The organism is Streptomyces sp. NPDC059524 (assembly GCF_042749255.1).
Classification (GTDB): Bacteria; Actinomycetota; Actinomycetes; order Streptomycetales; family Streptomycetaceae; genus Streptomyces; species Streptomyces xanthii.
Map to the genome: position 1 here is coordinate 1 of NZ_JBHYTK010000135.1, position 23008 is coordinate 23008.

General features: G+C 72.7%; 21 protein-coding genes. 10 read left to right on the forward strand and 11 right to left on the reverse strand.

Annotated features, from left to right (window positions below):
- Positions 1-202: 202 nt before the first annotated feature.
- The 4 genes from ACFW9D_RS29500 (at position 203) to ACFW9D_RS29515 (ending at position 5538) form a co-directional block, all read left to right on the forward strand.
- On the forward strand, positions 203-1501 hold the full coding sequence (locus ACFW9D_RS29500) for a M18 family aminopeptidase (RefSeq protein ID WP_384626802.1): 1299 nt from the start codon (positions 203-205) through the stop codon (positions 1499-1501).
- A gap of 84 nt (positions 1502-1585) precedes the next feature.
- Entirely contained in the window at positions 1586-1804 is a 219-nt protein-coding gene (locus ACFW9D_RS29505) for a DUF6458 family protein (RefSeq protein WP_384626805.1), read from the forward strand.
- A 190-nt stretch (positions 1805-1994) separates the two neighbouring features.
- Positions 1995-4730: a BTAD domain-containing putative transcriptional regulator gene (locus ACFW9D_RS29510; RefSeq protein WP_384626808.1), complete on the forward strand. Its 2736-nt coding sequence runs from the start codon at positions 1995-1997 to the stop codon at positions 4728-4730.
- Positions 4731-4827: 97 nt separating this feature from the next.
- Positions 4828-5538: a DUF4232 domain-containing protein gene (locus ACFW9D_RS29515; protein ID WP_384626810.1), complete on the forward strand. Its 711-nt coding sequence runs from the start codon at positions 4828-4830 to the stop codon at positions 5536-5538.
- Positions 5539-5578: 40 nt separating this feature from the next.
- Here the strand turns inward: ACFW9D_RS29515 and ACFW9D_RS29520 are convergent, their stop codons facing one another.
- The gene (locus ACFW9D_RS29520; protein WP_384626813.1) at positions 5579-7417 is read right to left on the reverse strand and encodes an NHL domain-containing thioredoxin family protein; all 1839 of its coding nucleotides are present in this window, start codon (positions 7415-7417) and stop codon (positions 5579-5581) included.
- Positions 7418-7448: 31 nt separating this feature from the next.
- A complete protein-coding gene (locus ACFW9D_RS29525; RefSeq protein ID WP_384626817.1) occupies positions 7449-7865 on the reverse strand; it encodes a cupin domain-containing protein in 417 nt (138 codons plus the stop codon).
- Positions 7866-7918: 53 nt separating this feature from the next.
- Here ACFW9D_RS29525 and ACFW9D_RS29530 point away from each other — a divergent pair, with 53 nt between their 5' ends.
- Positions 7919-8935 (forward strand): GlxA family transcriptional regulator, encoded by a 1017-nt coding sequence (locus ACFW9D_RS29530; protein ID WP_384626820.1) that lies wholly within the window; start codon positions 7919-7921, stop codon positions 8933-8935.
- Between the two features lie 42 nt (positions 8936-8977).
- Here ACFW9D_RS29530 and ACFW9D_RS29535 read toward each other — a convergent pair whose 3' ends face one another.
- Positions 8978-10282, reverse strand: a complete 1305-nt coding sequence (locus tag ACFW9D_RS29535; RefSeq protein WP_188338035.1) for a hypothetical protein — start codon at positions 10280-10282, stop codon at positions 8978-8980.
- 102 nt (positions 10283-10384) lie between these two features.
- On the opposite strand from ACFW9D_RS29535, the gene ACFW9D_RS29540 reads away from it, so the two are divergent.
- Entirely contained in the window at positions 10385-10882 is a 498-nt protein-coding gene (locus ACFW9D_RS29540; RefSeq protein WP_188338034.1) for an LURP-one-related/scramblase family protein, read from the forward strand.
- 16 nt (positions 10883-10898) lie between these two features.
- Here the strand turns inward: ACFW9D_RS29540 and ACFW9D_RS29545 are convergent, their stop codons facing one another.
- Entirely contained in the window at positions 10899-11699 is an 801-nt protein-coding gene (locus ACFW9D_RS29545) for a carbon-nitrogen family hydrolase (protein WP_384626823.1), read from the reverse strand.
- A 193-nt stretch (positions 11700-11892) separates the two neighbouring features.
- Here ACFW9D_RS29545 and ACFW9D_RS29550 point away from each other — a divergent pair, with 193 nt between their 5' ends.
- A complete protein-coding gene (locus tag ACFW9D_RS29550; RefSeq protein WP_188338032.1) occupies positions 11893-12717 on the forward strand; it encodes a maleylpyruvate isomerase family mycothiol-dependent enzyme in 825 nt (274 codons plus the stop codon).
- Here the strand turns inward: ACFW9D_RS29550 and ACFW9D_RS29555 are convergent.
- From ACFW9D_RS29555 to ACFW9D_RS29565, 3 genes are all read right to left on the reverse strand, one after another.
- Positions 12707-13459: a class I SAM-dependent methyltransferase gene (locus ACFW9D_RS29555; protein ID WP_384626826.1), complete on the reverse strand. Its 753-nt coding sequence runs from the start codon at positions 13457-13459 to the stop codon at positions 12707-12709. The two genes, ACFW9D_RS29550 and ACFW9D_RS29555, sit on opposite strands and share 11 nt — an antisense overlap.
- Before the next feature lie 80 nt (positions 13460-13539).
- Positions 13540-14862: a nitrate/nitrite transporter gene (locus ACFW9D_RS29560; RefSeq protein WP_384626829.1), complete on the reverse strand. Its 1323-nt coding sequence runs from the start codon at positions 14860-14862 to the stop codon at positions 13540-13542.
- Positions 14859-15551, reverse strand: coding sequence for a GntR family transcriptional regulator (locus ACFW9D_RS29565; RefSeq protein ID WP_384626832.1), 693 nt, complete (start codon positions 15549-15551; stop codon positions 14859-14861). Before ACFW9D_RS29565 ends, ACFW9D_RS29560 begins: the two co-directional genes overlap by 4 nt.
- Before the next feature lie 135 nt (positions 15552-15686).
- Here ACFW9D_RS29565 and ACFW9D_RS29570 point away from each other — a divergent pair, with 135 nt between their 5' ends.
- A complete protein-coding gene (locus tag ACFW9D_RS29570) occupies positions 15687-16601 on the forward strand; it encodes a D-alanyl-D-alanine carboxypeptidase family protein (protein WP_384626835.1) in 915 nt (304 codons plus the stop codon).
- Between the two features lie 61 nt (positions 16602-16662).
- On the opposite strand, the gene ACFW9D_RS29575 is transcribed toward ACFW9D_RS29570, so the two are convergent.
- The 3 genes from ACFW9D_RS29575 to pdhA are packed head-to-tail and all read right to left on the reverse strand — an operon-like array spanning position 16663 to position 20209.
- Entirely contained in the window at positions 16663-18018 is a 1356-nt protein-coding gene (locus tag ACFW9D_RS29575; RefSeq protein ID WP_384626837.1) for a dihydrolipoamide acetyltransferase family protein, read from the reverse strand.
- 14 nt (positions 18019-18032) lie between these two features.
- Positions 18033-19013 carry an alpha-ketoacid dehydrogenase subunit beta gene (locus ACFW9D_RS29580; RefSeq protein WP_188338027.1) on the reverse strand — a complete coding sequence of 327 codons (981 nt, stop codon included), beginning with the start codon at positions 19011-19013 and terminating at the stop codon, positions 18033-18035.
- Positions 19014-19015: 2 nt separating this feature from the next.
- Complete coding sequence (gene pdhA, locus ACFW9D_RS29585; protein ID WP_384626840.1) at positions 19016-20209, reverse strand: pyruvate dehydrogenase (acetyl-transferring) E1 component subunit alpha; 1194 nt, start codon at positions 20207-20209, stop codon at positions 19016-19018.
- Between the two features lie 388 nt (positions 20210-20597).
- On the opposite strand from pdhA, the gene ACFW9D_RS29590 reads away from it, so the two are divergent.
- Both ACFW9D_RS29590 and ACFW9D_RS29595 read left to right on the forward strand, forming a co-directional pair.
- Positions 20598-21257 carry a response regulator gene (locus ACFW9D_RS29590; protein ID WP_384626842.1) on the forward strand — a complete coding sequence of 220 codons (660 nt, stop codon included), beginning with the start codon at positions 20598-20600 and terminating at the stop codon, positions 21255-21257.
- 131 nt (positions 21258-21388) lie between these two features.
- Positions 21389-21817 (forward strand): pyridoxamine 5'-phosphate oxidase family protein, encoded by a 429-nt coding sequence (locus tag ACFW9D_RS29595; protein ID WP_384626845.1) that lies wholly within the window; start codon positions 21389-21391, stop codon positions 21815-21817.
- Between the two features lie 12 nt (positions 21818-21829).
- On the opposite strand, the gene ACFW9D_RS29600 is transcribed toward ACFW9D_RS29595, so the two are convergent.
- On the reverse strand, positions 21830-23008 hold a 1179-nt coding region (locus tag ACFW9D_RS29600; protein WP_384626848.1), incomplete at its 5' end, for a protein kinase.

Genomic DNA, 23008 nt, shown 5'->3' on the forward strand with positions numbered 1-23008 from the left:
CGCTATGTCTGGGGGTCTGTGTGTTGTTATATCGCGACCGATCCATCGGGCGGTCACCCGTCGGGGAAATGCGACCCGAAGGGTCTGCATTTCAGGGGCGCGGGGAACTGCGCGACCAGCCCCCACCCACCCGCACCCGCAGGACAAGGGCGCCCGGCAGACGGGTGGGCGGCATGGGTGGGCCAGGGCCTACCCTGACGGCATGCGCACACCCTCCGGCCCCTTCGATCGTGGGCACACCGACGACCTGATGACCTACCTCGCCGCGAGCCCCACCCCGTACCACGCGGTGGCGAACGCCGCGGCACGGCTGGAGAAGGCCGGGTTCCAGCAGGTCGCCGAGACCGACGCCTGGGACGGCACGACGGGCGGCCGGTTCGTCGTCCGCGGCGGCGCGATCATCGCCTGGTACGTCCCGGAGGGCGCCGCCCCCCACACCCCGTTCCGGATCGTCGGCGCGCACACCGACTCCCCGAACCTGCGGGTCAAGCCCCAGCCGGACATGGGCACTCAGGGCTGGCGCCAGGTCGCCGTCGAGATCTACGGCGGCCCCCTGCTCAACTCCTGGCTCGACCGCGACCTGGGCCTGGCCGGCCGGATCTCCCTGCGCGACGGCACCGAGCGCCTCCTCAACGTGGACCGCCCCCTGCTGCGCGTCCCGCAGCTCGCCGTCCACCTCGACCGCTCGGTCACCCCCGAGGGCCTCAAGCTCGACAAGCAGCGCCACATGCAGCCCATCTGGGGCCTGGGCGACGACGTCCACGAGGGCGACCTGCTCGCCTTCCTGGAGGAGGAGAACGGCCTGGAGCGCGGCTCCATCACCGGCTGGGACCTCATGACGTACGCCGTCGAGGCCCCCGCCTACCTGGGCCGCGACCGCGAGCTGCTCGCCGGCCCGCGCATGGACAACCTGCTGTCCGTGCACGCCTGCACGGCCGCGCTCACCGAGGTCAGCAAGCAGGACGACCTGCCGTACATCCCGGTGCTCGCCGCGTTCGACCACGAGGAGAACGGCTCGCAGTCCGACACCGGCGCCGACGGCCCGCTGCTCGGCGGCGTCCTGGAGCGTTCGGTCTTCGCCCGCGGCGGCTCGTACGAGGACAAGGCGCGGGCCTTCGCCGGCACGATCTGCCTGTCCTCGGACACCGGTCACGCCGTGCACCCCAACTACGCCGAGCGGCACGACCCGACGCACCACCCGCGCGCCAACGGCGGCCCGATCCTCAAGGTGAACGTCAACAACCGCTACGCCACCGACGGCAGCGGCCGCGCCGTGTTCGCGGCGGCCTGCGAGAAGGCCGGCGTGCCGTTCCAGTCGTTCGTGTCCAATAACGCGATGCCGTGCGGCACCACGATCGGCCCGATCACCGCGGCCCGGCACGGCATCAAGACCGTCGACATCGGCGCGGCGATCCTGTCGATGCACAGCGTGCGCGAACTGTGCGGCGCCGACGACCCGTTCCTCCTCGCGAACGCTCTGGTGGCGTTCCTGGAGGGCTGAGTCCCGCGGAGTGTGAGAGCGGAGGGGTCCGGGGTACCCGGGCCCCTCACGCATGTCCGCGCACCTCTCAGGAAGGCGGTTCTCATGAGCTTGGGCGGTTGCATCATCCTCGTGGCCCTCGGGGCGATCCTCGCGTTCGCGACCGACTGGCACATGAAGGGCGTCGACCTCCACCTGGTCGGCTGGATCCTCATGATCGTCGGGCTGATCGGCGTCTTCGTGTTCCGCAGCATCGGCCGCCGCAGGGGCCTGACCCCCACCCAGACCACCGTCATAGAAGACGACCGCGACCGCCGGCTCTGACCGGTCCCGCGGATCCGGGAGATGCCACCCGAAGGGTGTGCGTCTCAGGAGCGCGGGGAACTGCGCGAGCAACCCCCACCGGCCGGAACGCGGCAACGGACCAGGAAGTCAACGGCGCCACCCCGCCCCGTACTCTGGAGTACGACAACATCGGGGCCGCACCAAGGCCCGTCCCAAGGGGAGCGCACACGTGGAGTTCCGGCTGCTCGGCACCGTCGGCGTAGCCACCGAGACCGGTGAACTCCCCCTCGGACCGGCCAAGCGGCGCAGCCTCCTCGCCGCGCTCCTGCTCCGCCCCAACACGGCGGTCCCGCTCGACCAGCTGATCGACGCGCTGTGGCCCGAGGGCCCGCCCGCGCGGGCCCGCACGGTCACCCAGGGCCATGTGTCCCGGCTGCGGGCGCTGCTCGCGCAGGGCGGCGCCGACGAGTGGGGCGTGCGGCTCGTCACGCGCGGCGACGCGTACGTCCTGGAAATGCCCGAGTCGCTGCTCGACGCGCACCGCTTCGACGAGCTGGTCCGGCTCGCGCACGAGCAGCGCTCCCCCGACGACGCGGCCGCCCTGCTGCGCGAGGCGCTCTCGCTGTGGCGCGGGCCCGCGCTGGTCGGCGTCGCGACCGGCGGCCCGCTGCGCGTGGCCGCCGACGGGCTTGAGCAGGCCCGGATCTCGGCGGTCGAGCAACTGGCCCGCACCTACAGCGAGTTCGGCGACCACGCGCGGGCCGCCGCCCTGCTGCACGCCGAGGCCGTCGCGCACCCCATGCGGGAGTCGCTCGCCGCCGCGCTGATGCGGTCCCTGTACCGGGCGGGCCGGCAGTCCGACGCCATCGACCAGTACCACCGCACCCGCACCCTGCTCGCCGACGAGCTCGGCGTCGACCCGGGCCCCGCACTGCGCGAGGCCTACGCGGAGATCCTCGCCGGCGACGGCCCCGGCGCCCCGCCCGCCAAGCCCGGACCGCCGACAGCGCCCGAGGCCCCGGCCCCCCAACCGGTCCGCGCCACCGCCCCGGACGGGCCCGACCTGCTGCCCCGGCCGCCCCGCGGCTTCGTCGGCCGCGACCGCGAACTCGCCGCGCTCGACGCCGCGTCCGGGCCCGAGCACGCCGTCACCGTGCTCACCGGACCCGCCGGCGTCGGCAAGACCGCCGCCGCGCTGCACTGGGCGCACACCGTCCGCGACCGCTACGACGGCGTCCTCTTCGCCGACCTGCGCGGCTTCAGCGACGACGACGGCAGCGGCGACAGCGCCCCCGAGACCGCCGACGTGCTCCGCGAGTTCCTCATCGCCCTCGGCGTGCCCGCCCGGGACCTGCCCGAGACGCCGGGCGCGCTCGCCGCCGCGTACCGCACCCGTACCGAGCGCCACCGGCACCTCGTCGTCCTCGACAACGCGCGCACCGCGGCCCAGGTCCGCCCGCTGCTCCCGGCCGGTCCCGGCAGCGCCGCCGTGGTCACCTCGCGGCTGCGCCTGGACGGGCTCGCCGTCAGCGAGCTGGCCCGCACCGTCGCCCTCGGCGTCCTCGACCCCGCCGGGTCCGCCGCGCTGCTCGCCGCCGCGACCGGCGCCGCCGGCCGGCTCGCCGCCGAACCGGAGGCCGCCGCCCGCCTCACCGAACTCTGCGCCGGACTGCCGCTCGCCCTGCGCGTCGTCGCCGCCCGCGTCAACGCCCGCCCCGAGTGGCCGCTGTCCGGCCTCGCCGACGAACTCGCCGACGAGCAGCGCCGCCTGGCCCTCCTCGACGTCGACGACACCGGCGTCGCCGCCGCGCTCCGGCTCACCCTGCGCACCCTGCCCGAGGACGCCCGGCTGCTGTTCCACCGGCTCGGCGTGCTGCCCGGACCCGACCTCGACCGGTACGCGGCCGCCGCCCTCACCGGCCGCTCCCAGGAGGCCGCCGCCGCCCTGGACCGCCTCGCCGGCGCCCACCTGATCACCGAGCCGACGCCCGGCCGGTACCTGATGCACGACCTCGTACGCCTCTACGCGCGCGGCCTGGCCCGCGCCGACGACACCGAGGCCACCGACGAGGCCCTGGTCCGGCTCCTCGACCACTACGTGCGCACCGCGCTCCTCGCCGCGTCCGTCACCGAGCCCGACGACCGGCCCTGCTGCGTCCTGCCCGCCGACATCCGGCCCGACCTCGGCCGCCCGGCCCTGACCGACCGGGCCGCCGGCCTGGCCTGGTACGCCGTGGAGCGCGAGAACCTCGTCGCCGCCGCCGTCGCCGCGCACGCCGCGGGCCACGACGACCGCGCCTGGCGGCTCGCCGTCCTGCAGTGGCCGTACGTCGTCGGCTACGTCCGCGACGACTGGGTGCCGCTCATGGAGCAGGGGCTCGCCGCCGCGCAGCGGCTCGACGACCCGGACGCCGAGTCCCGGGTCCGCGCCCTGTACGGCTGGGTGCTCACCGAGGAAGGCCGGCTCACGCAGGCGATCGAGCAGCTGGAGCGCGCCCCGGAGCTCGCGGCCCGCGCCGGTGACACCTCCAGCGAGGCCACCGCGCTGGTCAACCTGGCCGTCGCCCTCGACCGGGACGGCGGGCCGAGCACCGCGTCCCTCGCCCACGTCGTACGGGCCGCCGAGCTGGCCCGCGCCACCGACGACATCCTCACCGAACTGCTCGCCCTGGAGCACCGCTCCCGCCAGCTCCTGGCCACCGGCGACCACGCCGCGGTGCTCGACTGCACCGAGCGCGGGCTGACCCTGCCGGGCGCCTCCGCCGAGGGTCTCGCCCCGCTGCGCCAGATCCTGCTGCGCATCGCGCGCGGCGCCGCGCTGCACGCCCTGGGCCGCGAAGCGGAAGCTCTCGACTGCCTCCGTGAAGCCCATGACGAAGCGGTGAAGCGGGGCTTCGAGGACGGTATCCGGAAGGCGAAGGCGCAGCTCGAACGGATCGGAAGCGAAACGGCGACGGAGCGATAGCGGAGGAACGACCGGACGGCGACGGCCCCCGGCAGAGTGGTGGTCACAAGGGGCCGACCGGACCAGGCGGCCCCACCGCACACGGGGGAGTCCCACCATGACCCGCACCATCGCCCGCAACGTCGTCCTCGCCGCCGCGGCCGCCGCCCTGAGCTTCTCGCTGACCGCCTGCAACGGCGACACCGGCACCAAGGACGAGGGCGCCGCGCAGAACACCGCGTCGAGCTCCTCGGCCGGCTCGGACGCCTCGAAGGACCAGGGCGCGGACGCGGGTTCGGGCACCGGCGGCGACGCGGCGCAGGCCTCGGGCGGCGACGCCGCGCAGGCCGGCTCCTCGAAGACCGGCTCGAGCACGGGGGGCTCGGGCACGGCCGCGAAGAAGACGCCCGAGTGCAAGGTCGGCTTCCTCACCTACAAGCTGGAGCGCCGCAACCCCGAGCAGCAGGGCGACCACCTGCTGATCACCGCCGAGAACCGCTCCGCGAGCGCCTGCACCGTGCAGAAGTTCCCGGTCGTCACCCCGGGCAAGGCCAACGGCGACGTCCCGCAGGCCAAGGACGACGAGCAGCCCGCGCAGCCGCTGGTCGTCCAGCCCGGCGGCCGGATCTACTCGGCGATCGCCGTCACCCAGGACGTCAAGGCCGAGGACGACTACTTCACGTCGATCCGCCTGTCCCTGCAGATGAACAACCCCGACGAGGCCGAGACCGAGACGATCCAGACGCCCGGCGAGGTCGAGTACGCGGGCAAGATGGACGACGGCATCGAGGTCTACTCCTGGAACACGGTCAAGCCGTTCGGCAACTGACCGCGCAGGACCACCGACGCCGCACGGGGCCGGACCCCCGTCAGCCCCGCGCGGTCTGCTCGTCCAGCCCCGCGAGCACCAGCGGCAGCCGGTCCGCCCCGCCCTCGGCCACGCGGACCGGCACACCCCAGTCCTGCTGGTGGACGTGACAGGCCGGGTACTCGTTGGCCGGGTCGTCGTCGCAGGACGCGGCCATCGCCGACACGTGCAGCACGCCTTCCTCGATCTCCGGGTTCAGGACCAGCTCACGGCCCAGCTCGGTGCCCGCTCCGTCGCCCGCGACGAGCAGCTCCGGCGGCGTCGAGGAGACGAGCAGCCGGGTCGAGGGCCCGTACCGGGTGTCGAGCTTCTGCCCGGCCGGCGCCTGGAAGATGACGTCGAGCCGCAGCTTTCCGCCCGCGATCTCGGTCGCGGCGCGCTGCGTGTGGTGCGCGATCGCGTCCACCCTCACCGCCTCCTCGGGCAGCCGGAGCCGGGTCAGCCGGTGCCGCGCCGACTCCACGACCACGATGTCGTCGCCGACGAGGACCGCGTCGCTCGGCTCCCGCAGATCCGTCGCCAGCGTGCTGACCTGGCGGGTCGCCGGGTCGTAGCGGCGCAGCGCGTGGTTGTACGTGTCCGCCACCGCCACCGAGCCGTCGGGCAGCGCGGTGACGCCCAGCGGGTGCTGGAGCAGCGCCTGCCCCGCGTCCCCGTCCCGGTGCCCGAAGTCGAACAGGCCGGTGCCGACCGCGGTGTGCACATGTCCCTCCGGGTCCACCCAGCGCAGCGCGCTGGTCTCGGAGTCGGCGACCCACAGCCGGTCCTCGGTCGCGGCGAGCCCCGAGGGCTGCGCGAACCAGGCCTCGTCGCCGGGGCCGTCGACGAGCCCCTCGTTCGTCGTCCCGGCCGCGACCGCGACGACGCGCGCCACGGGGTCGTACGTCCACAGCTGGTGCACGCCGGCCATGGCCATCCACACCCGCCCGCCGAACACGGCGACGTCCCACGGCGAGGACAGGTCCACTTCCAGCGCGGGCCCGCTGGTGGGCGAGCCCTGCCACCACTGCTTCCCGGTGCCCGCGAGGGTCGTCACGGCCCCGCTGTCGAGGTCGACGGCGCGCAGCGCGTGGTTCACGGTGTCGGCGACGACCACGGTCCGCTCGTCGAGCAGCGCCAGCCCCTGCGGCTCGTTGAACGACTCGGGCCCGAAGCCGCGCTCCCCGTCCCCGATCCGCCGCACGACGGTCTCGCCGTCCGCCGCCAGCTCGACCAGCTGGTGCCGGGTCGTGTCCGACACCAGGAAGTTCCCCGACGGCAGCACGAGCGCCTTGCCCGGGAAGCGCAGGTCGCCGGCGACCGGCTCCGGCGGCACGTACGGCCCGTCGCCGCGCCGCAGCGTGCCCTTCGCCTCGTGCTCGGCCTCCAGCTCCTCGACCAGCTTCTCGATCGCGTGCGCGTGCCCCTCACCGGCGTGCTGCGCGACGACGTACCCCTCGGGGTCGATCACCACGAGCGTCGGCCAGGCCCGCACCGCGTACTGCTTCCAGGTCACGAGCTCCGGGTCGTCGAGCACCGGGTGCTCCACGCCGTACCGCTCGACCGCGTCGACGACCGCCGCGTGCTCGGCCTCGTGCACGAACTTCGGCGAGTGCACACCGACGATCACGAGCGTGTCCCGGTGCTTCTCCTCCAGCTCCCGCAGCTCATCGAGCACGTGCAGGCAGTTCACGCAGCAGAAGGTCCAGAAGTCGGCGATCACGATCTTGCCGCGCAGGTCGGCGAGGGTGATCTCCTTGCCGCCGGTGTTGAGCCAGCCGCCCGCGCCGACCAGTTCAGGGGCGCGGACTCGGGCACGGCGGGCGGGGACGGGGCTGGGCACCGGGGCGGCATCGTTCATGCTTCAAGCTTGCCACCTGCGCGGAAGCCGGTCACACCTGGACAGGGTGCCCCGTCGTCGAGTCCACGTGGGCCGGTACGGGGTCGTGGGCGTCGCCCGTCGAGGAGGTGCCGGTGGGTTCCAGGACGAGGAGCGCGGTGCCGGGGGCGGCGTGGGGCTTGTGCCAGGTGCCGCGGGGGACGGTGAAGACGGAGCCGCGGGGCAGGACGACGGCGCGTTCGCCGGTGTCCTCGCGCAGGGCGATGGTCAGTTCGCCCTCGACGACGAGGAAGAACTCGTCGGTGTGCTCGTGGACGTGCCACACGTGCTCGCCCTCCGCCTTGGCCAGCCGGACGTCGTAGTCGTTGACCCGCGTGACGATGCGCGGGCTCCACAGGGCGTCGAAGGTGGTCAGGGCCTGCGGGAGCGAGACGGGTTCCGGGAGTGCGGGATGCGTGACGGGGTTCATGGTGTCCAGCGTGCGGGCGGCGCGGGACCGGGTGTGAGTGCTAGAAATCTCGTATGCCGCAAGGATCCTCGCAGGACTCTGAATCGGACCGTGTGCACCGGGTGGTCGCGCTCGTCGACGAGGGCTCCAACCCCTTCGAGCTGGCGTGCGCGATCGAGGTGTTCGGGCTGCGCCGGCCCGAACTGGGGCGCGCCCTCTACTCGTTCGCGCTGTGCGCGGCGCGGCCGGACACGGTGATGCGGGACGGGTTCTTCACGCTGAGCGGGGTCGCCGACCTGTCGGCCACGGAGAGCGCCGACACGGTGATCGTGCCGAACCGGCCGGACACCGAGGTGCCCCGGCGGGCCGAGGTGCTGGACGCGCTGCGGGCCGCGCACGCGCGCGGGGCCCGGCTCGTCGGGTTCTGCAGCGGGGCGTTCACGCTCGCGGAGGCGGGGCTCCTGGACGGGCGGCGGGCGGCCTGTCACTGGATGTGGGCGGACGCGTTCCGCCGCCGCTTCCCCGGGGTGCGGCTCGAACCCGACGTGCTGTTCGTCGACGACGGGGACATCCTGACCGCGTCCGGCAGCGCCTCCGCGCTCGATCTCGGGCTGCACCTGGTGCGCCGCGACCACGGTGCGGAGATCGCGAACGCGGTGTCGCGGCGGCTCGTGTTCGCCGCGCACCGGGACGGCGGGCAGCGCCAGTTCGTGGAGCGCCCGGTGCCGCAGGTGCCGGACGCCTCGCTCGCGCCGCTGCTGGTCTGGGCGCAGGAGCGGCTCGGCGAGCCCCTGACCGTGGCCGGGCTCGCGGCCCGCGCCGGGGTGAGTCCGGCGACGCTGCACCGCCGCTTCCGGGCCGAGCTGGGCACGACGCCGCTGGCCTGGCTGCTCGGGGAGCGGATCGCGCTGGCCTGCCGGCTGATCGAGCGGGGCGAGCTGCGGCTCGACGTGGTGGCGCGGGACAGCGGTCTGGGGAGCGCGGCGAACCTGCGGGCGCACCTGAAGCGGGCGACGGGGCTGAGCCCTTCGGCGTACCGGAGACGGTTCGGGGCGGCGCCTGTGGAGGCGTCTGCCGCGATTACGGCGTAAAGGCCCTCGGGGAGGCGTGACGGGCCATGGCGTCCACGGCGTCTACGGCGCGAGGCCCTCGGGCGGGAGGGACGCGGGCGAGGCCGCGTCCTGGAATTCCGGGACGTCGAGGAACTCGATGATCGCGAGGGCGCACAGGGCGACGAACGCGATCCAGGCGACGACCGCGCCGGTCGGGTAGTTCCAGGCGATGAGGACGGCGGCGGCGACGGCCGCCACGGTCCAGTTCAGCCAGGTCCGCATGCGGTGCACCCAGGGCCCGACCGGGCCGAAGGTGCCGGCCGTGACGGACCGGCGGACCGAGCCGATCGCGCCGCACCAGGCGTCGCGGGTGGCCCGCGCCCAGCGCCCGGGGCCGCTGAGCCAGGCGGCCAGGGCGATGACGATGCCGAGGGCGGCGATCATGCGGACGCCGCTGCGCAGGAAGCGGACGAGGGTGTCGAAGACGGACTCCGCCGCGGGGCGGGAGACGCTGGAGGGCAGGGCGTCGAGGTAGTAGGCGCGGCCGAGCCACAGGGCGAGCCCGAGCACCAGCGCGCCGGCCGCGATGCCGAGGGCGGCGGTGACGAGGGCCCGGCGGCGGCGCCGGGCGAGCAGGACACCGGCGGCGGCCAGGAGGAGGACGAGCAGCGGGAGCACCCAGGAGAGGAGCTGGAGGAGCCGGAAGCCCTTGCGGGCCTTGGCGAGGCCGCCGGTGGACTCCATGACGGTGATCTCGGTGTGGATCTCGGGGATCTTCCCGGCGACGTCGAGCCCGCGGTCGACGAGGCCGTTCTTGACCTGTTCGACGACGGGGGCGAGGTCGAGGGTGACCATGCCGTTCTCGACCTTGACGGCGTCGCCGCCGCTGCCGGTGAGCGCCTTGTCGACGGCGGTGTGGGCGGTGCGGTTGAGCTGTTTCCACACGGTGGCGAAGGCGGGGCTGGTGACGAACCGGTCGGCGACGGTGTGCACGAACGAGGTGAGCCCGTCGGTGATCGGCCCGCTCGCGGCGCCGAGCGCCTTCTCCAGCGCGGGCCGGTCGTCGGGGGCGACGTTCTCCAGCAGGTCGGCGATCTCGATGCGGCTCATGACGGCGGTGGTGACCCGGTCCGCGACGGCGTTCTGCACGTCGGGGTCCTCGGCGAGCGGCGCCATCGTGTCGACGTACCGGTCGGTGTCGCCGATCAGCGCGTCGGACCAGACGGCGACGGCGCCGAGCGGGGTGAGCAGGGCGGCGAGCACGATCAGGACGACGGCGAACGTGGATTTCGTCCGGCCGGCCCGCCGCCGTGCGGGCCGTCCGGCGGCCGCCTCCAGCTCGGCGACCCGAGCGCGCAGCGCGGAGAGTTCGTCGTCCCTGGTCATGGGTCAAGGAGACCGGCGGGGGCGGGTGCGGCGCGCGCGGGGCTGGGCCGTTCGGGTCACTCCCGGGGGTCGGGCCGCCCGCGCGCGGGCAGGCTGGGGCGTATGCGCTACGAAGTTCGGGAACGGCTCTTCGCCGTCGGCGAGGACTACTGGATCGAGGACGAGCAGGGCCGCAAGGCGTTCCTCGTCGACGGAAAGGCGATGCGGCTGCGCGACACGTTCGAGCTCAAGGGGCCCGACGGACGCGTCCTGATCGACATCCGCCAGAAGATGCTCGCGCTGCGGGACACGATGGTGATCGAGCGCGACGGCGAACCGCTCGCGAAGATCCGCCGCAAACGCCTGTCTCTGCTGCGCAACCACTACCGGGTCGAGCTGGTCGACGGCACCGAGCTCGACGTCAGCGGCAAGATCCTGGACCGCGAGTTCGCCGTGGAGTACGACGGCGAACTGCTCGCGGACATCTCGCGGCGCTGGCTGCGCGTGCGGGACACGTACGGGGTGAACGTGGTGCGGGAGGACGCCGATCCGGCGCTGCTCGTAGCGGTCGCCGTGTGCGTGATCCATCTCGCGGAGAAGGAACGCGGCGACCTCGACTGAGCGTGCTCCGGGGGGGTCAGGGGCGGCGCGGGGCGTCCAGGCCGAGGAGGCGGTCCTTGAGGGCCGGGAACTGCTCGCGGGTGGCGCCGACCTTCGCGGGGTCGAGCTCCACGCGCAGCACCTCCTCGCCGGCGCCCGCCTCGGCAAGGATCTCGCCCCAGGGGTCGACGACGATGCTGTGGCCCGCCTGTTCGACGCCCGCGTGGGTGCCGGCGCTGCCGCAGGCCAGGACGTACGCCTGGTTCTCGACGGCGCGTGCCTGGGCGAGCAGGGTCCAGTGGGCGCGGCGGCGCTCGGGCCAGCCGGCGGAGACGACGAGGGTCTCGGCGCCGCGGTCGACCAGGCCCCGGTACAGCTCGGGGAAGCGCAGGTCGTAGCAGGTGGTCACGCCGAGCACGGTCTCCGGGAGCCGTACGGTGACCAGCTCGTCGCCCGGGCTCATGAGGACTGCCTCGCCCTTGTCGAAGCCGAAGCGGTGGATCTTGCGGTAGGCGGCGGCGAGGGTGCCGTCGGGGGCGAAGACCAGCGCGGTGTTGTAGAGCGGACCGTCCGGGTCGCGCTCGGGGATCGAGCCGGCGTGCAGCCAGACGCCCGCGTCCGCGGCTGCCTTCGACATGGCGTCGAAGGTGGGGCCCTCCAGCGGTTCGGCCTCGGCGGCGAACAGCTCGTAGGCGAAGGCTCCGGTCGTCCACAGCTCGGGAAGGACGACGAGATCGGCCGAACCTGCCTGGTCGCGGACCAGGGAACTCACTCGCTCCCGCCGCGAGTTGACCGATTCGTCCTCGTTTACCGCGATCTGGATGAGGGAGGCGCGCACACTACCACCGTCCTGGCATTCGAGCCGTCAACACCGGCCTACGATCGTCGTACGAAAGCGCTGCCGGGGTGCCTTCGGGCAGCGTACTGTGCCAGTCCGGGGGATTCCCCCGGACCCCCAGAACCCGCACCGACAGCGTCCGCCGCCGCCCAGCCATACGCCCGCGTACCAACCGCTCGAGGGGTCCCCTTCCGTGAGTCTCCACCCCAGCCTTCAGTCCTACGCCGATGCCTGGACCCACTCCGTGGAAGCGATATCCGAGTTGGTCACGCCGCTCGCGGAGGGTGAGTGGAACCGGGCGACGCCCTGCCCCGGCTGGTCGGTACGGGACATCGTGTCGCACGTCATCGGCGTGGACTGCGAGATGCTCGGCGACCCGCGACCGATCCACACGCTGCCCCGCGACCTCTACCACGTGCAGACGGAGGGCCAGCGGTACCAGGAGATCCAGGTGGACGTCCGCCGGCACCACACGGCGCCGGAGATGGTCTCGGAGCTGGAGTACACGATCATCCGCCGCTCGCGGCAGCTGCGGAACGAGTCGCGGGAGCCCGGCACGATCGTGCGCGGGCCGCGCGGGGTCGAGGAGACGCTCGAGTACGCGATGCGGCGGCGGGCGTTCGACATCTGGGTCCACGAGCAGGACCTGCGCCGCGCCCTGGGCACGCCCGGCAATCTCGACTCGCCCGGGGCGCACGTCACCCGGGACATGCTGCTCGCGATCCTGCCGAAGGTCGTCGCCAAGGACGCGGGCGCGCCGGCGAACTCGGCGGTGGTCTTCGACGTGCACGGGCCCGTCGAGTTCCTGCGCACGGTGCGGGTGGACGCGGAGGGCAAGGGCACGATCGACGGCGCCCCCTCGCTCGGCCCCGCCGCGACGATCGCCCTGGACTGGGAGACCTACGTCCGCCTCGCCTGCGGCCGCACGACCCCGGAGGCGGCCCGCGACGCCCTCAAGACGGAGGGCGACGCGTCCTTGGTCGAGGCGATCCTGGCGTCGTTCGCCGTCACTCCGTAGTGCTCGGTCTACGCGTCACCCAGAGGAGCTCCGCCGGCCAGCGGTGGGCCCAGTCGGGCGGGTCGGTCTCGTTGTAGCCGTTGGTCGTCCCGCGGTCGGGCCGGGGCTCGATGAGGTCGTCGATGACGAGACCCGCGCCGCGCAGGACCCTGACCCAGTCGCCGTAGGTGAGCTGATAGCTGGTCGCGCCGTCGCCTTCCGCGATGCCGCTCAGCCCGAAGTAGTCCTTCTGCAGCGTCGTGGTGACGCGGCTCGCGGCCTCGTCGTAACAGGCCTCGAACCAGGGGCTGGCCACGTTGAACACCAGGCGTCCGCCCCGGCGCAGCACGCGTGCGGCCTGCGGGACGGCCAGGTGCGGGGGCGCCCAGCTCAGCCCGCCGAAGTCGCAGAACACGAGGTCGAAGCTGCCGTCGGCGAAGGGGAGCTGTTCGGCGGCGCCCTGCACCAGGGGATAGCGGTCCGCGCCCATCGCCGAGGCGGCCGCGTCGAGTTGGGCCTCGGAAAGGTCGATCCCGACGACCTGGGCGCCCTCGGCGGCGAGCGCCCTCGACCACTGCCCGGCGCCGCAGCCGAGTTCGAGGACCCGCTTGCCGGTGACGTCACCCAGGGCGTTCAGGTGCGCGTCGGGGACGGAGTACATGCCCCACAGCCGGGGCGCGGCGCCGATCCGCGCGTCGTGCCTGTCCTGATAGTCGCCGCTGATCCGGTTCCAGAGCCGCCGGTTGGCGGGGATGCTTTCCACGCGCGGCACTCCAGCACCCGGGGCCCGGGACGGTCAACAGGATTGCGGCGGGATCGGATCCGCCCCCGGTCCCGCGACCGTCACGCCGGCACGTGCACCGAGGTCACCCGGGACGCGACGACCCGTTCCCGCTCCGCGCGGGCGGCCCGCTTGCGCAGACGCAGGATCTGCCCCACCCCGAACGCCTGGAGCACGAACACCGCCGAGAAGGCGATCCGGTAGTCGTCCCCGGTCGCGTCGAGCAGCACGCCGACCGCCAGCAGCGTGGTCATGGAGGCGACGAAGCCCCCCATGTTCACGATCCCGGACGCGGTCCCCTGCCGCTCCGGCGGGTTCGCCGGCCGCGCGAAGTCGAACCCGATCATCGACGCGGGTCCACAGGCCCCGAGCACCACGCACATCACGACGAGCAGCCACATCGGCGCCTGCCCGGGCCACACGACGGGCAGGGCCCACAGCACGGCCGTCGCGGCGACCGTCCCGAGCGCCAGCGGCAGCCGCGCCGAGTGGTGGCGGGCGACGACCTGCCCGTAGACGAGTCCGACGGTCATGTTGGAGAGGACCACGAGGGTCAGCAGCTCCCCCGCCGTGCCGCGCGAGAGCCCCTGCGCCTCGACGAGGAACGGCAGCCCCCACAGCAGCAGGAACACCATCGCCGGGAACTGGGTCGTGAAGTGGACCCAGAGTCCGAGCCGGGTCCCGGGCTCGCGCCAGGCCGCCGAGATCTGCGCCCGCACGTACGCGGCCCCCTTGTGCGAGGCGGGCAGCGGCGGGGCCGCGTACCCCTCGGGGTGGTCCTTGAGGAAGAGCAGCATCAGCACGAGGACGACGACGCCCGCGACGGCGGACCCGGCGAACGCGGCCTCCCAGCCGATGCCGTGCAGCAGCCGCGCGATGACGAGCGTGGAGACGAGGTTGCCGGCCATGCCGACGAGGCCCGCGAGCTGCGCGACGAGCGGCCCCCGCCGCGCCGGGAACCACCGTGTGCCGAGCCGCAGCACGCTGATGAACGTCATGGCGTCCCCGCACCCGAGCAGCGCCCGCGACACGAGCGCCGTCCCGTACGAGGAGGAGAACGCGAAGCCGAGCTGGCCGAGGGTGAACAGGACGACGCCGATGGTCAGCACCTTCTTGGTGCCGAGCCGGTCGACCATCAGGCCGACGGGTATCTGCATGCCCGCGTACACGAGCAGCTGGAGGATCGAGAACGTGGACAGCGCCGAGGCGTTGATGTCGAAGCGCTCGACGGCGTCGAGTCCGGCGACGCCCAGCGAGGTGCGGAAGATGACGGCGACGAAGTAGACGGAGACGCCGATGCACCACACGGCGACCGCGCGCCGGCCGCCGGGCGGATCGCCGGGCAGCCGCAGCGCGGAGTCGGACGAGGAGGAGGCGGAGCTCATCGCACGTCACCCCGCGCCAGGTTCTGGAACCAGCCCACGTGCCGGCGGACGACGGCGACGGCCGCCTCCTCGTCCCCGGCGCGCAGCGCGTCGAGGATCTCGCCGTGCTCGGCCAGCGTCTTGGCGATCCGGTCGGGGTGGGAGTGCATGACGGCGACGCCCATCCGCAGCTGCCGGTCGCGCAGCTGGTCGTAGAGGCGGGACAGGATCTCGTTGCCCGCGCTGCGCACGATCTCGGCGTGGAAGCAGCGGTCGGTGGTGGCGGCGTCCACGAACTGTCCGGCGGCGGCCTGCGCCTGCTGCCTCTCCAGCAGCTCGGCGAGCCGGTCGAGGAGCCGGGGCGGGGCGGGCACGGCCTTGCGCACCGCGTGCTCCTCGACGAGCAGCCGGGTCTCGACGACGTCCGCGATCTCCTGCGCGGACACCGGCAGGACCAGCGCGCCCTTCTTCGGGTACAGCTTGAGCAGCCCCTCGACCTCCAGCTTGAGCAGCGCCTCGCGCACGGGCGTGCGGGAGACGCCGACGGCCTCGGCGAGTTCGCCCTCGGTGAGCAGGGTGCCGCCTTCGTAGCGGCGTTCGAGCACGCCGCGCTTCACGTGGTCGTACACGCGCTCCGCGGCGGGGGGCCGCTTCTCGGTGACGGTCGGGGTCGGGGGCGAGGCCGGGGCAGGGGTCGAGGTCGCGGGCATGCGCACATCATAGATACAACACGTACGCAACACAGGGGACGTCCACCATGCGGAACGGGGATCACCCGATCTCGTGTACCGGGCCGTACAACCCTGGACGCGTCCCAGAAGTCTCTTACGTGCGCGATCCACCCAATGGGCCGCGCTTTAGGGGCATTTGGAGCGTCCATCTTGAAAATTCGCACTTCGGGCATCGCTGTTCTCGTCGCCGGAACCGTGCTCACGAGCGGAGCGCTGACCACCTCCGCACAGGCCGCCACCGCACCGGCCAAACCGACCATCGCCGCGGCCGGCGGCTATGTGATGAACAACGGGACGGGCGCGAGCCTGTTCACCAAGGCCGCGGACACCCGCCGGTCCACCGGCTCGACCACCAAGATCATGACCGCGAAGGTGGTGCTGTCCCAGCCGAACCTGAACCTGGACGCCAAGGTCACGATCCAGAAGGCGTACAGCGACTACATCGTCAGGAACAACGCCTCGTCCGCCCGCCTGATCGTCGGCGACAAGGTGACCGTCCGCCAGCTCCTGTACGGGCTGATGCTGCCTTCGGGCTGCGACGCCGCCTACGCGCTCGCGGACAAGTTCGGCTCGGGCACCACGCGCGCGGCCCGCGTGAAGTCCTTCATCGGCAAGATGAACAAGACCGCGACGAGCCTCGGCCTGAGGAACACGCACTTCGACTCGTTCGACGGGATCGGCCAGGGCTCGAACTACTCGACGCCGCGCGACCTGACGAAGATCGCCTCCTCGGCGATGAAGAGCTCCACGTTCCGCTCCGTCGTGAAGACCAAGTCGACGAAGCAGAAGGTCACGACGAAGTCCGGCGGCTACCGCTACATGTCGTGGACGAACACGAACAACCTGCTCGGCTCGTACACCGGCACCATCGGCGTCAAGACGGGCTCGGGCCCGGAGGCCGGCTACTGCCTGGTCTTCGCCGCGACCCGCAACGGCAAGACGGTCATCGGCACGGTTCTGAAGTCGACGTCGGTCACGGCCCGCACGTCCGACGCGAAGAAGCTCATGGACTACGGCTTCAAGCGCTAGGCCCTGGTCCCGCACACGGCGAGGCCCCGCACCCTGTGGTGCGGGGCCTCGCCGCTACGGACTAACCCCAGGTGATGAGGCGCTTCGGCTGCTCCAGAATCGCCGCCACGTCCGCCAGCACCTTGGACCCCAGCTCCCCGTCCACCAGCCGGTGGTCGAAGGAGAGGGCCAGGGTCGTCACCTGACGCGGCTTCACCTTGCCCTTGTGGACCCAGGGCTGGAGCTTGATCGCCCCGACGGCGAGGATCGCCGACTCGCCCGGGTTCAGGATCGGCGTACCGGTGTCGACGCCGAAGACGCCCACGTTGGTGATCGTCACCGTGCCGCCCTGCATGGCCGCCGGGGACGTCTTGCCGTCCCGGGCCGTCGCCACCAGCTCACCGAGGGACGCCGCCAGCTCCGGCAGGGCCATCGCGTGCGCGTCCTTGATGTTCGGCACGATCAGACCGCGCGGGGTGGCCGCGGCGATGCCCAGGTTCACGTAGTGCTTCTGGACGATCTCCTGGGCGGCCTCGTCCCACGACGCGTTGACCGCGGGGTTCCGCTTGATCGCGACGAGCAGGGCCTTGGCGATGAGCAGCAGCGGGTTGACCCGCAGCCCCTGCATGTCCTTGTCGCCCTTGAGCTCCTCGACGAGCTTCATCGTGCGGGTCACGTCGACCGTCACGAACTCCGTGACGTGCGGCGCGGTGAACGCGGAACCGACCATCGCCGCGGCGGTCGCCTTGCGGACGCCCTTCACGGGGATCCGGGTCTCGCGGACCGTGTCGTACGAGACCGGCGCCGCCGGGGCCGGGGCGGCCGGGACCGGCGCGGGCGCCTGGGCCGGGACCTCGGGCGCGGCAGCGGGCGCGGCCAGCTCGACCGCGGCGTGCACGTCCTCGCGGGTGATGATCCCGTCCGGGTTCGACGGGATCACCGTGGCCAGGTCGACGCCCAGGTCCTTGGCGAGCTTGCGCACCGGCGGCTTGGCCAGCGGACGCTGCTCGACGACGACCTGCGCCGCCGTCCCGTTGGCCGCCGGGGCGGCCGTGTCGCCCTTGCGGGCGCGGCGCTTGGTCGAGGACTCGGCGACGCCGTAGCCGACGAGCACGGGCTGGCGCCCGGTCGGGGCCTCCTCGGGCTCCTCCGCGGCCACCGGCTCGGCGGCGGCCGGCGCGGGGGCGGCGGGCTCCTCGCCCGCGACGTCCACGGAGATGATCGCCTGGCCGACGTCGACCGTGGTGCCCTCGGGGAAGATCAGCTCGCGCACGACCCCGTCGTAGGGGATCGGCAGCTCGACGGCGGCCTTGGCCGTCTCGACCTCGCACACGACCTGCCCGTCGGTGACCGTGTCACCGGGCTGGACGTACCACTTGAGGATCTCGGCCTCGGTCAGGCCCTCGCCCACGTCGGGCATCTTGAACTCACGTGCCATGTCTTCAGCCCTCCTCAGTACGCAAGCGAGCGGTCGACGGCGTCGAGCACCCGGTCCAGGCCCGGCAGGTACTCCTCCTCCAGGCGCGCCGGCGGATACGGCGCGTGGTACCCGCCGACCCGCAGCACGGGCGCCTCCAGGTGGTAGAAGCAGCGCTCGGTGATCCGGGCGGCGATCTCCGCGCCGGAGCCGAGGAAGACGGGGGCCTCGTGCACGACGACGACCCGCCGCGTCTTCTCCGCCGACCGCTGCACGGCGTCGAAGTCGACCGGCGAGATCGAGCGCAGGTCGAGGACCTCGATCGACTTGCCCTCCTCCTGGGCGGCCGCGGCGGCCTCCAGGCAGACCTTCACCATCGGCCCGTACGCGACCAGCGTCACGTCCGTGCCCTCGCGCGCGACGACGGCCTTGTGCAGGTCGCCGGGGACGGCCTCGGTGTCGACCTCGCCCTTGTCCCAGTAGCGGCGCTTGGGCTCGAAGAAGATCACCGGGTCGTCGCTCTGGATGGCCTGCTGGAGCATCCAGTACGCGTCCGACGAGTTCGACGGCGTGACGACCTTCAGGCCGGCCACGTGCGCGAACAGCGCCTCGGGCGACTCGCTGTGGTGCTCGACCGCGCCGATGCCGCCGCCGTACGGGATGCGCACGACGACCGGCACCTTGACCTTGCCGAGCGCGCGGGCGTGCATCTTGGCGAGCTGCGTGACGATCTGGTCGTACGCGGGGAAGACGAAGCCGTCGAACTGGATCTCCACCACGGGCCGGTAGCCGCGCAGCGCGAGACCGATCGCGGTGCCGACGATGCCGGACTCCGCGAGCGGGGTGTCGATGACCCGGTCCTCACCGAAGTCCTTCTGCAGCCCGTCGGTGACCCGGAAGACACCGCCGAGCTTGCCGACGTCCTCGCCCATGACGAGGACCTTGGGGTCGCTCTCCAGCGCCGTGCGCAGCGACTCGTTGATCGCCTTGGCGATCGGAAGCTTCTGTACCGCCATGATCAGGCACCTTCCTCCGCGAACGACGCCTGGTAGGCGGCGAACTGCGCGCGCTCCTCGTCGACGAGCGCGTGCCCGTCCGCGTACACGTTCTCGAAGATCGCCATGTGGTCCGGGTCCGGCATGGCCCGCACCGCATCGCGCACTCGCTTGCCCAACGCCTCGGCCTCGGCGTCGAGTTCCGCGAAGAAGCCCTCGTCCGTGCCGGTCTGCGCTTCGAGGTACGTGCGCAGGCGCAGGATCGGGTCCTTCGCCTCCCACGAGGCGCGCTCCTCGTCGGCCCGGTACTTGGTCGGGTCGTCGGAGGTGGTGTGGGCGCCCATGCGGTAGGTGAAGGCCTCGACGAGGGTCGGGCCCTCGCCGTTGCGCGCCCGCTCCAGGGCCCAGCGGGTCACGGCGAGCACCGCGAGGACGTCGTTGCCGTCGACGCGGACGCCGGGGAAGCCGTAGCCCTGCGCGCGCTGGTAGAGCGGCACGCGGGTCTGCTTCTCGGTGGGCTCGGAGATGGCCCACTGGTTGTTCTGGCAGAAGAACACGACCGGCGCGTTGTAGACCGCCGAGAACGTGAAGGCCTCCGCCACGTCGCCCTGGCTGGAGGCGCCGTCGCCGAAGTAGGCGACGACCGCCGAGTCGGCGCCGTCCTTGGCCACGCCCATCGCGTAGCCGGTGGCGTGCAGGGCCTGCGAGCCGATGACGATCGTGTAGAGCTGGAAGTTGTTGCTGTTCGGGTCCCAGCCGCCGTTGTTCACCCCGCGGAACATGCCGAGCAGCTTGGTCGGGTCGACCCCGCGGCACCAGGCGACGCCGTGCTCGCGGTAGGTCGGGAAGACGTAGTCGTCCTCGCGGGTGGCGCGCCCGGACCCCACCTGGGCGGCCTCCTGCCCGAGGAGCGAGGGCCACAGGCCCAGCTCGCCCTGGCGCTGCAGCGTGACGGCCTCCGCGTCGAAGCGGCGGGCCATCACCATGTCGCGGTACAGGTCGCGCAGGGCGTCGTCGGTGATGTCGGTGACGTACTTGTCGTACGCCGCGTTCTTGACCCGCTTGCCCTCGGGCGTCATGAGCTGGACCAGCTCGGGACGGCCCTTCGCCGCGGTCGTGCCGGTGGACTTCTTCGCGGACTTCTTCGCAGCGGCCCGCTTGCGCGGCGGCTGTGCCTCTTGCGCAGCGGCAGTGCTGTCAGCACTGTCTACGGTCACGTGTGCTCCTCCGTCGGTCCGGCCCCGGGATTGCCGGATGGCCAGTCGGCTCGGCTCGCCTGATCCGTCCACGCACGGGGTGGGTGCGCTGCGCCGGGTTCAGGCGTGACTAGAAAGAACGAAACAGATCCTGCGTCCCGGCAGACCCTTCACCCAGCACGTTACCCAGTGCGCCGCACATCTGCGAAACCCCATCTGACCTGCGTTTTTGCTTGGATTTCCAAGTAATTCGATGCTCGGAAATCCTAGTAATCGCGCCGGAGACGAAGCGTCGCAGGTCACAGCCGTGCGGCCGGTCACTGGTCACAGCCTGGCAGGGGGCCGGAACACCGGCACGTTATCCCGGTCACCTGGGGCGCGGGAAGGGCTTGCGTGTAAGACTGACGTCGTGCACGAAGACGGAAAAATTCGCGTATTTCTCCTCGACGACCATGAAGTGGTCCGGCGCGGGGTCCACGAGATGCTGTCGGTGGAGGACGACATCGAGGTCGTCGGAGAGGCCGGTACGGCCGCCGACGCGCTGGTGCGGATCCCGGCCACGCGGCCCGACGTCGCGGTCCTGGACGTGCGCCTGCCGGACGGCAGCGGCGTCGAGGTGTGCCGCGAGCTCCGCTCCCGGGACGACTCCATCAAGTGCCTCATGCTGACCTCGTACGCGGACGACGAGGCCCTCTTCGACGCGATCATGGCGGGCGCCTCCGGCTACGTCCTGAAGGCGATCAGGGGCAACGAGCTGCTGTCGGCCGTGCGCGATGTCGCCGCCGGCAAGTCCCTGCTCGACCCCGTGGCCACCGCGCGGGTGCTGGAGCGGCTGCGGGACGGCGGCCGCGCCAAGGCCGACGACCGGCTGGCGGGCCTGACCGACCAGGAGCGCCGGATCCTCGACCTGATCGGTGAGGGCATGACGAACCGGGCGATCGGCGAGCAGCTGCACCTCGCCGAGAAGACGATCAAGAACTATGTGTCGAGCCTGCTGTCGAAGCTGGGGATGGAGCGCCGCTCGCAGGCGGCCGCGTTCGTCGCCCGGATGCAGGCGGAGAAGCGCTGAGACCCCCGTCCGGATCAGGCTGGGCTCGCCCTTCCCCTTCCTCATAGCGGGAGAAACCAGGACTTTGGTCCCGTGGTCCACGGGGCAACGTCCTCTTCTTCCGTACCCGCGCGGCGGCGCACAGTGGGGACATGCCCTCCGATCCCCAGCCCGAGCACGATCGCGGCTTCGAGCTGCTCGCCCGCGTGGACTACGGCCGAGTCGCCACCAGCATGCGCGCGCTGCCCTTCCTGGCGGCCGCCCGGCACGTCGTCTCCGACGGCGGGCTGCTGCTGCGCATGCACCGGGGCTACGGCTACCACCTGGCCTGTGTCGGCAGCGTCGTCGCCTACGGGGCGGACAACCTGGGCGCCGAGCGCCCGGAGGACGAGGGGCAGTGGTCCGTGCAGTGCGTCGGCACCTGCGCGCGGGCCGAGCCGACCCCGGCCGAGCTGGAACGCTTCGGGGCCGCCCCGCACTCCGCGGACGGCGAGCCCTACGACGCGGTGTACCTGCGCGTCGACCCGCAGTTCGTCACCGTGCACGAACTGCGGGGCGGATCCGCGCGACGCCGGGCCTGAGCCCGGCGCGGATCAGACGTCGCTGTCGACGCCTCCGTCGACGCCACCCGTGTCGGTGCCGGCCGTGTCACCCGTCGGATCGGTCGTCGGGTCCGTCGGCCCCTCCGTGGGCTCGGTCGGCTCGTCCGTGGGCTCCGTCGGCTGGTCCGTCGGCTCGCCGGTCGGCTCGCCCGTCGGCTCCGTCGGCTGCGTGGACGGGGTCGTCGGCTGCTGCGACGGCTGCTGGCTCGGCGTGTAGTCGGGCTGGCCGCCCGTGTCGCCGCCCGGCTCCTCCGTCTGACCACCGGTGTCCGTCTCGTCGGTGGCGTCGTCGCTCGGCTCCTGCGACTCCTCGGACTGCGAGACCGACGGCGACTGCTTGTCGTTCTGCTTCTTGGTCCCGTCGTCGCCCGCGTTGAGCGCGAAGGCGACGCCCACCGCGACGGCGATCACGGCCAGCACGGCGACGATCCACATCTTGCCGCGGCCGCCACCGCCCCCGTTCCCGTGGCCGTCGAAGCCGCCGTCGTCACGGCCCGGCGGGCGCAGCATCGGCTGCGCGGCCGTGCCGGTGTCGCCGGGGTGCGGCAGCGCGGTGGTGCCGGCCATGCCCATGCCCATCGCCGGGGTGTTGCCGCCCTCGTGCATGTCGACCGGGCCCGTGTTCCAGGTGCCGGTGTGGCCGCCCTGCTCGTACAGCATCTGCAGGCCGTACTGGACGAGCCCGCGCATCTCCTCGGCCGTCTGGAACCGGTCGTCCGGGTCCTTGGCGAGGGAGCGCATGACGAGGCCGTCCAGCTCCGGCGGCGTCGCGTCCGAGACCTCGGACGGCGGCACCGGCATGTCCTGGACGTGCTGGTAGACGACGGAGAGCGGCGTCTCACCGGTGAAGGGGGGCCGCAGCGCGAGCAGCTCGTAGAGGAGGCAGCCGGTCGCGTACAGGTCGGAGCGGTGGTCGACGGCCTTGCCGAGGGCCTGCTCCGGGGAGAGGTACTGGGGCGTGCCCATGACCATGCCGGTCTGTGTCATGGTCGACTGCGCGCCGTGCAGGGCGCGGGCGATGCCGAAGTCCATGACCTTGACCGCGCCGGTGTCCGTGATGATCACGTTGGCGGGCTTGATGTCACGGTGCACGATGCCGTGCTGGTGCGAGTACGCGAGCGCCTCGAGCACCCCGGAGACGATGATGAGGGCCTGCTCGGGGCCCGGCGC

What these genes read in the sequence shown, in the direction of transcription:
- ACFW9D_RS29500 (WP_384626802.1), top strand. Translation starts at nt 203, where the DNA reads ATGCGCACACCCTCCGGCCCCTTCGATCGTGGGCACACCGACGACCTG.
- ACFW9D_RS29505 (WP_384626805.1), top strand. Translation starts at nt 1,586, where the DNA reads ATGAGCTTGGGCGGTTGCATCATCCTCGTGGCCCTCGGGGCGATCCTC.
- ACFW9D_RS29515 (WP_384626810.1), top strand. Translation starts at nt 4,828, where the DNA reads ATGACCCGCACCATCGCCCGCAACGTCGTCCTCGCCGCCGCGGCCGCC.
- ACFW9D_RS29520 (WP_384626813.1), bottom strand. Translation starts at nt 7,417, where the DNA reads ATGAACGATGCCGCCCCGGTGCCCAGCCCCGTCCCCGCCCGCCGTGCC.
- ACFW9D_RS29525 (WP_384626817.1), bottom strand. Translation starts at nt 7,865, where the DNA reads ATGAACCCCGTCACGCATCCCGCACTCCCGGAACCCGTCTCGCTCCCG.
- ACFW9D_RS29530 (WP_384626820.1), top strand. Translation starts at nt 7,919, where the DNA reads ATGCCGCAAGGATCCTCGCAGGACTCTGAATCGGACCGTGTGCACCGG.
- ACFW9D_RS29535 (WP_188338035.1), bottom strand. Translation starts at nt 10,282, where the DNA reads ATGACCAGGGACGACGAACTCTCCGCGCTGCGCGCTCGGGTCGCCGAG.
- ACFW9D_RS29540 (WP_188338034.1), top strand. Translation starts at nt 10,385, where the DNA reads ATGCGCTACGAAGTTCGGGAACGGCTCTTCGCCGTCGGCGAGGACTAC.
- ACFW9D_RS29560 (WP_384626829.1), bottom strand. Translation starts at nt 14,862, where the DNA reads ATGAGCTCCGCCTCCTCCTCGTCCGACTCCGCGCTGCGGCTGCCCGGC.
- ACFW9D_RS29565 (WP_384626832.1), bottom strand. Translation starts at nt 15,551, where the DNA reads ATGCCCGCGACCTCGACCCCTGCCCCGGCCTCGCCCCCGACCCCGACC.
- ACFW9D_RS29570 (WP_384626835.1), top strand. Translation starts at nt 15,687, where the DNA reads ATGGGCCGCGCTTTAGGGGCATTTGGAGCGTCCATCTTGAAAATTCGC.
- ACFW9D_RS29575 (WP_384626837.1), bottom strand. Translation starts at nt 18,018, where the DNA reads ATGGCACGTGAGTTCAAGATGCCCGACGTGGGCGAGGGCCTGACCGAG.
- ACFW9D_RS29580 (WP_188338027.1), bottom strand. Translation starts at nt 19,013, where the DNA reads ATGGCGGTACAGAAGCTTCCGATCGCCAAGGCGATCAACGAGTCGCTG.
- ACFW9D_RS29595 (WP_384626845.1), top strand. Translation starts at nt 21,389, where the DNA reads ATGCCCTCCGATCCCCAGCCCGAGCACGATCGCGGCTTCGAGCTGCTC.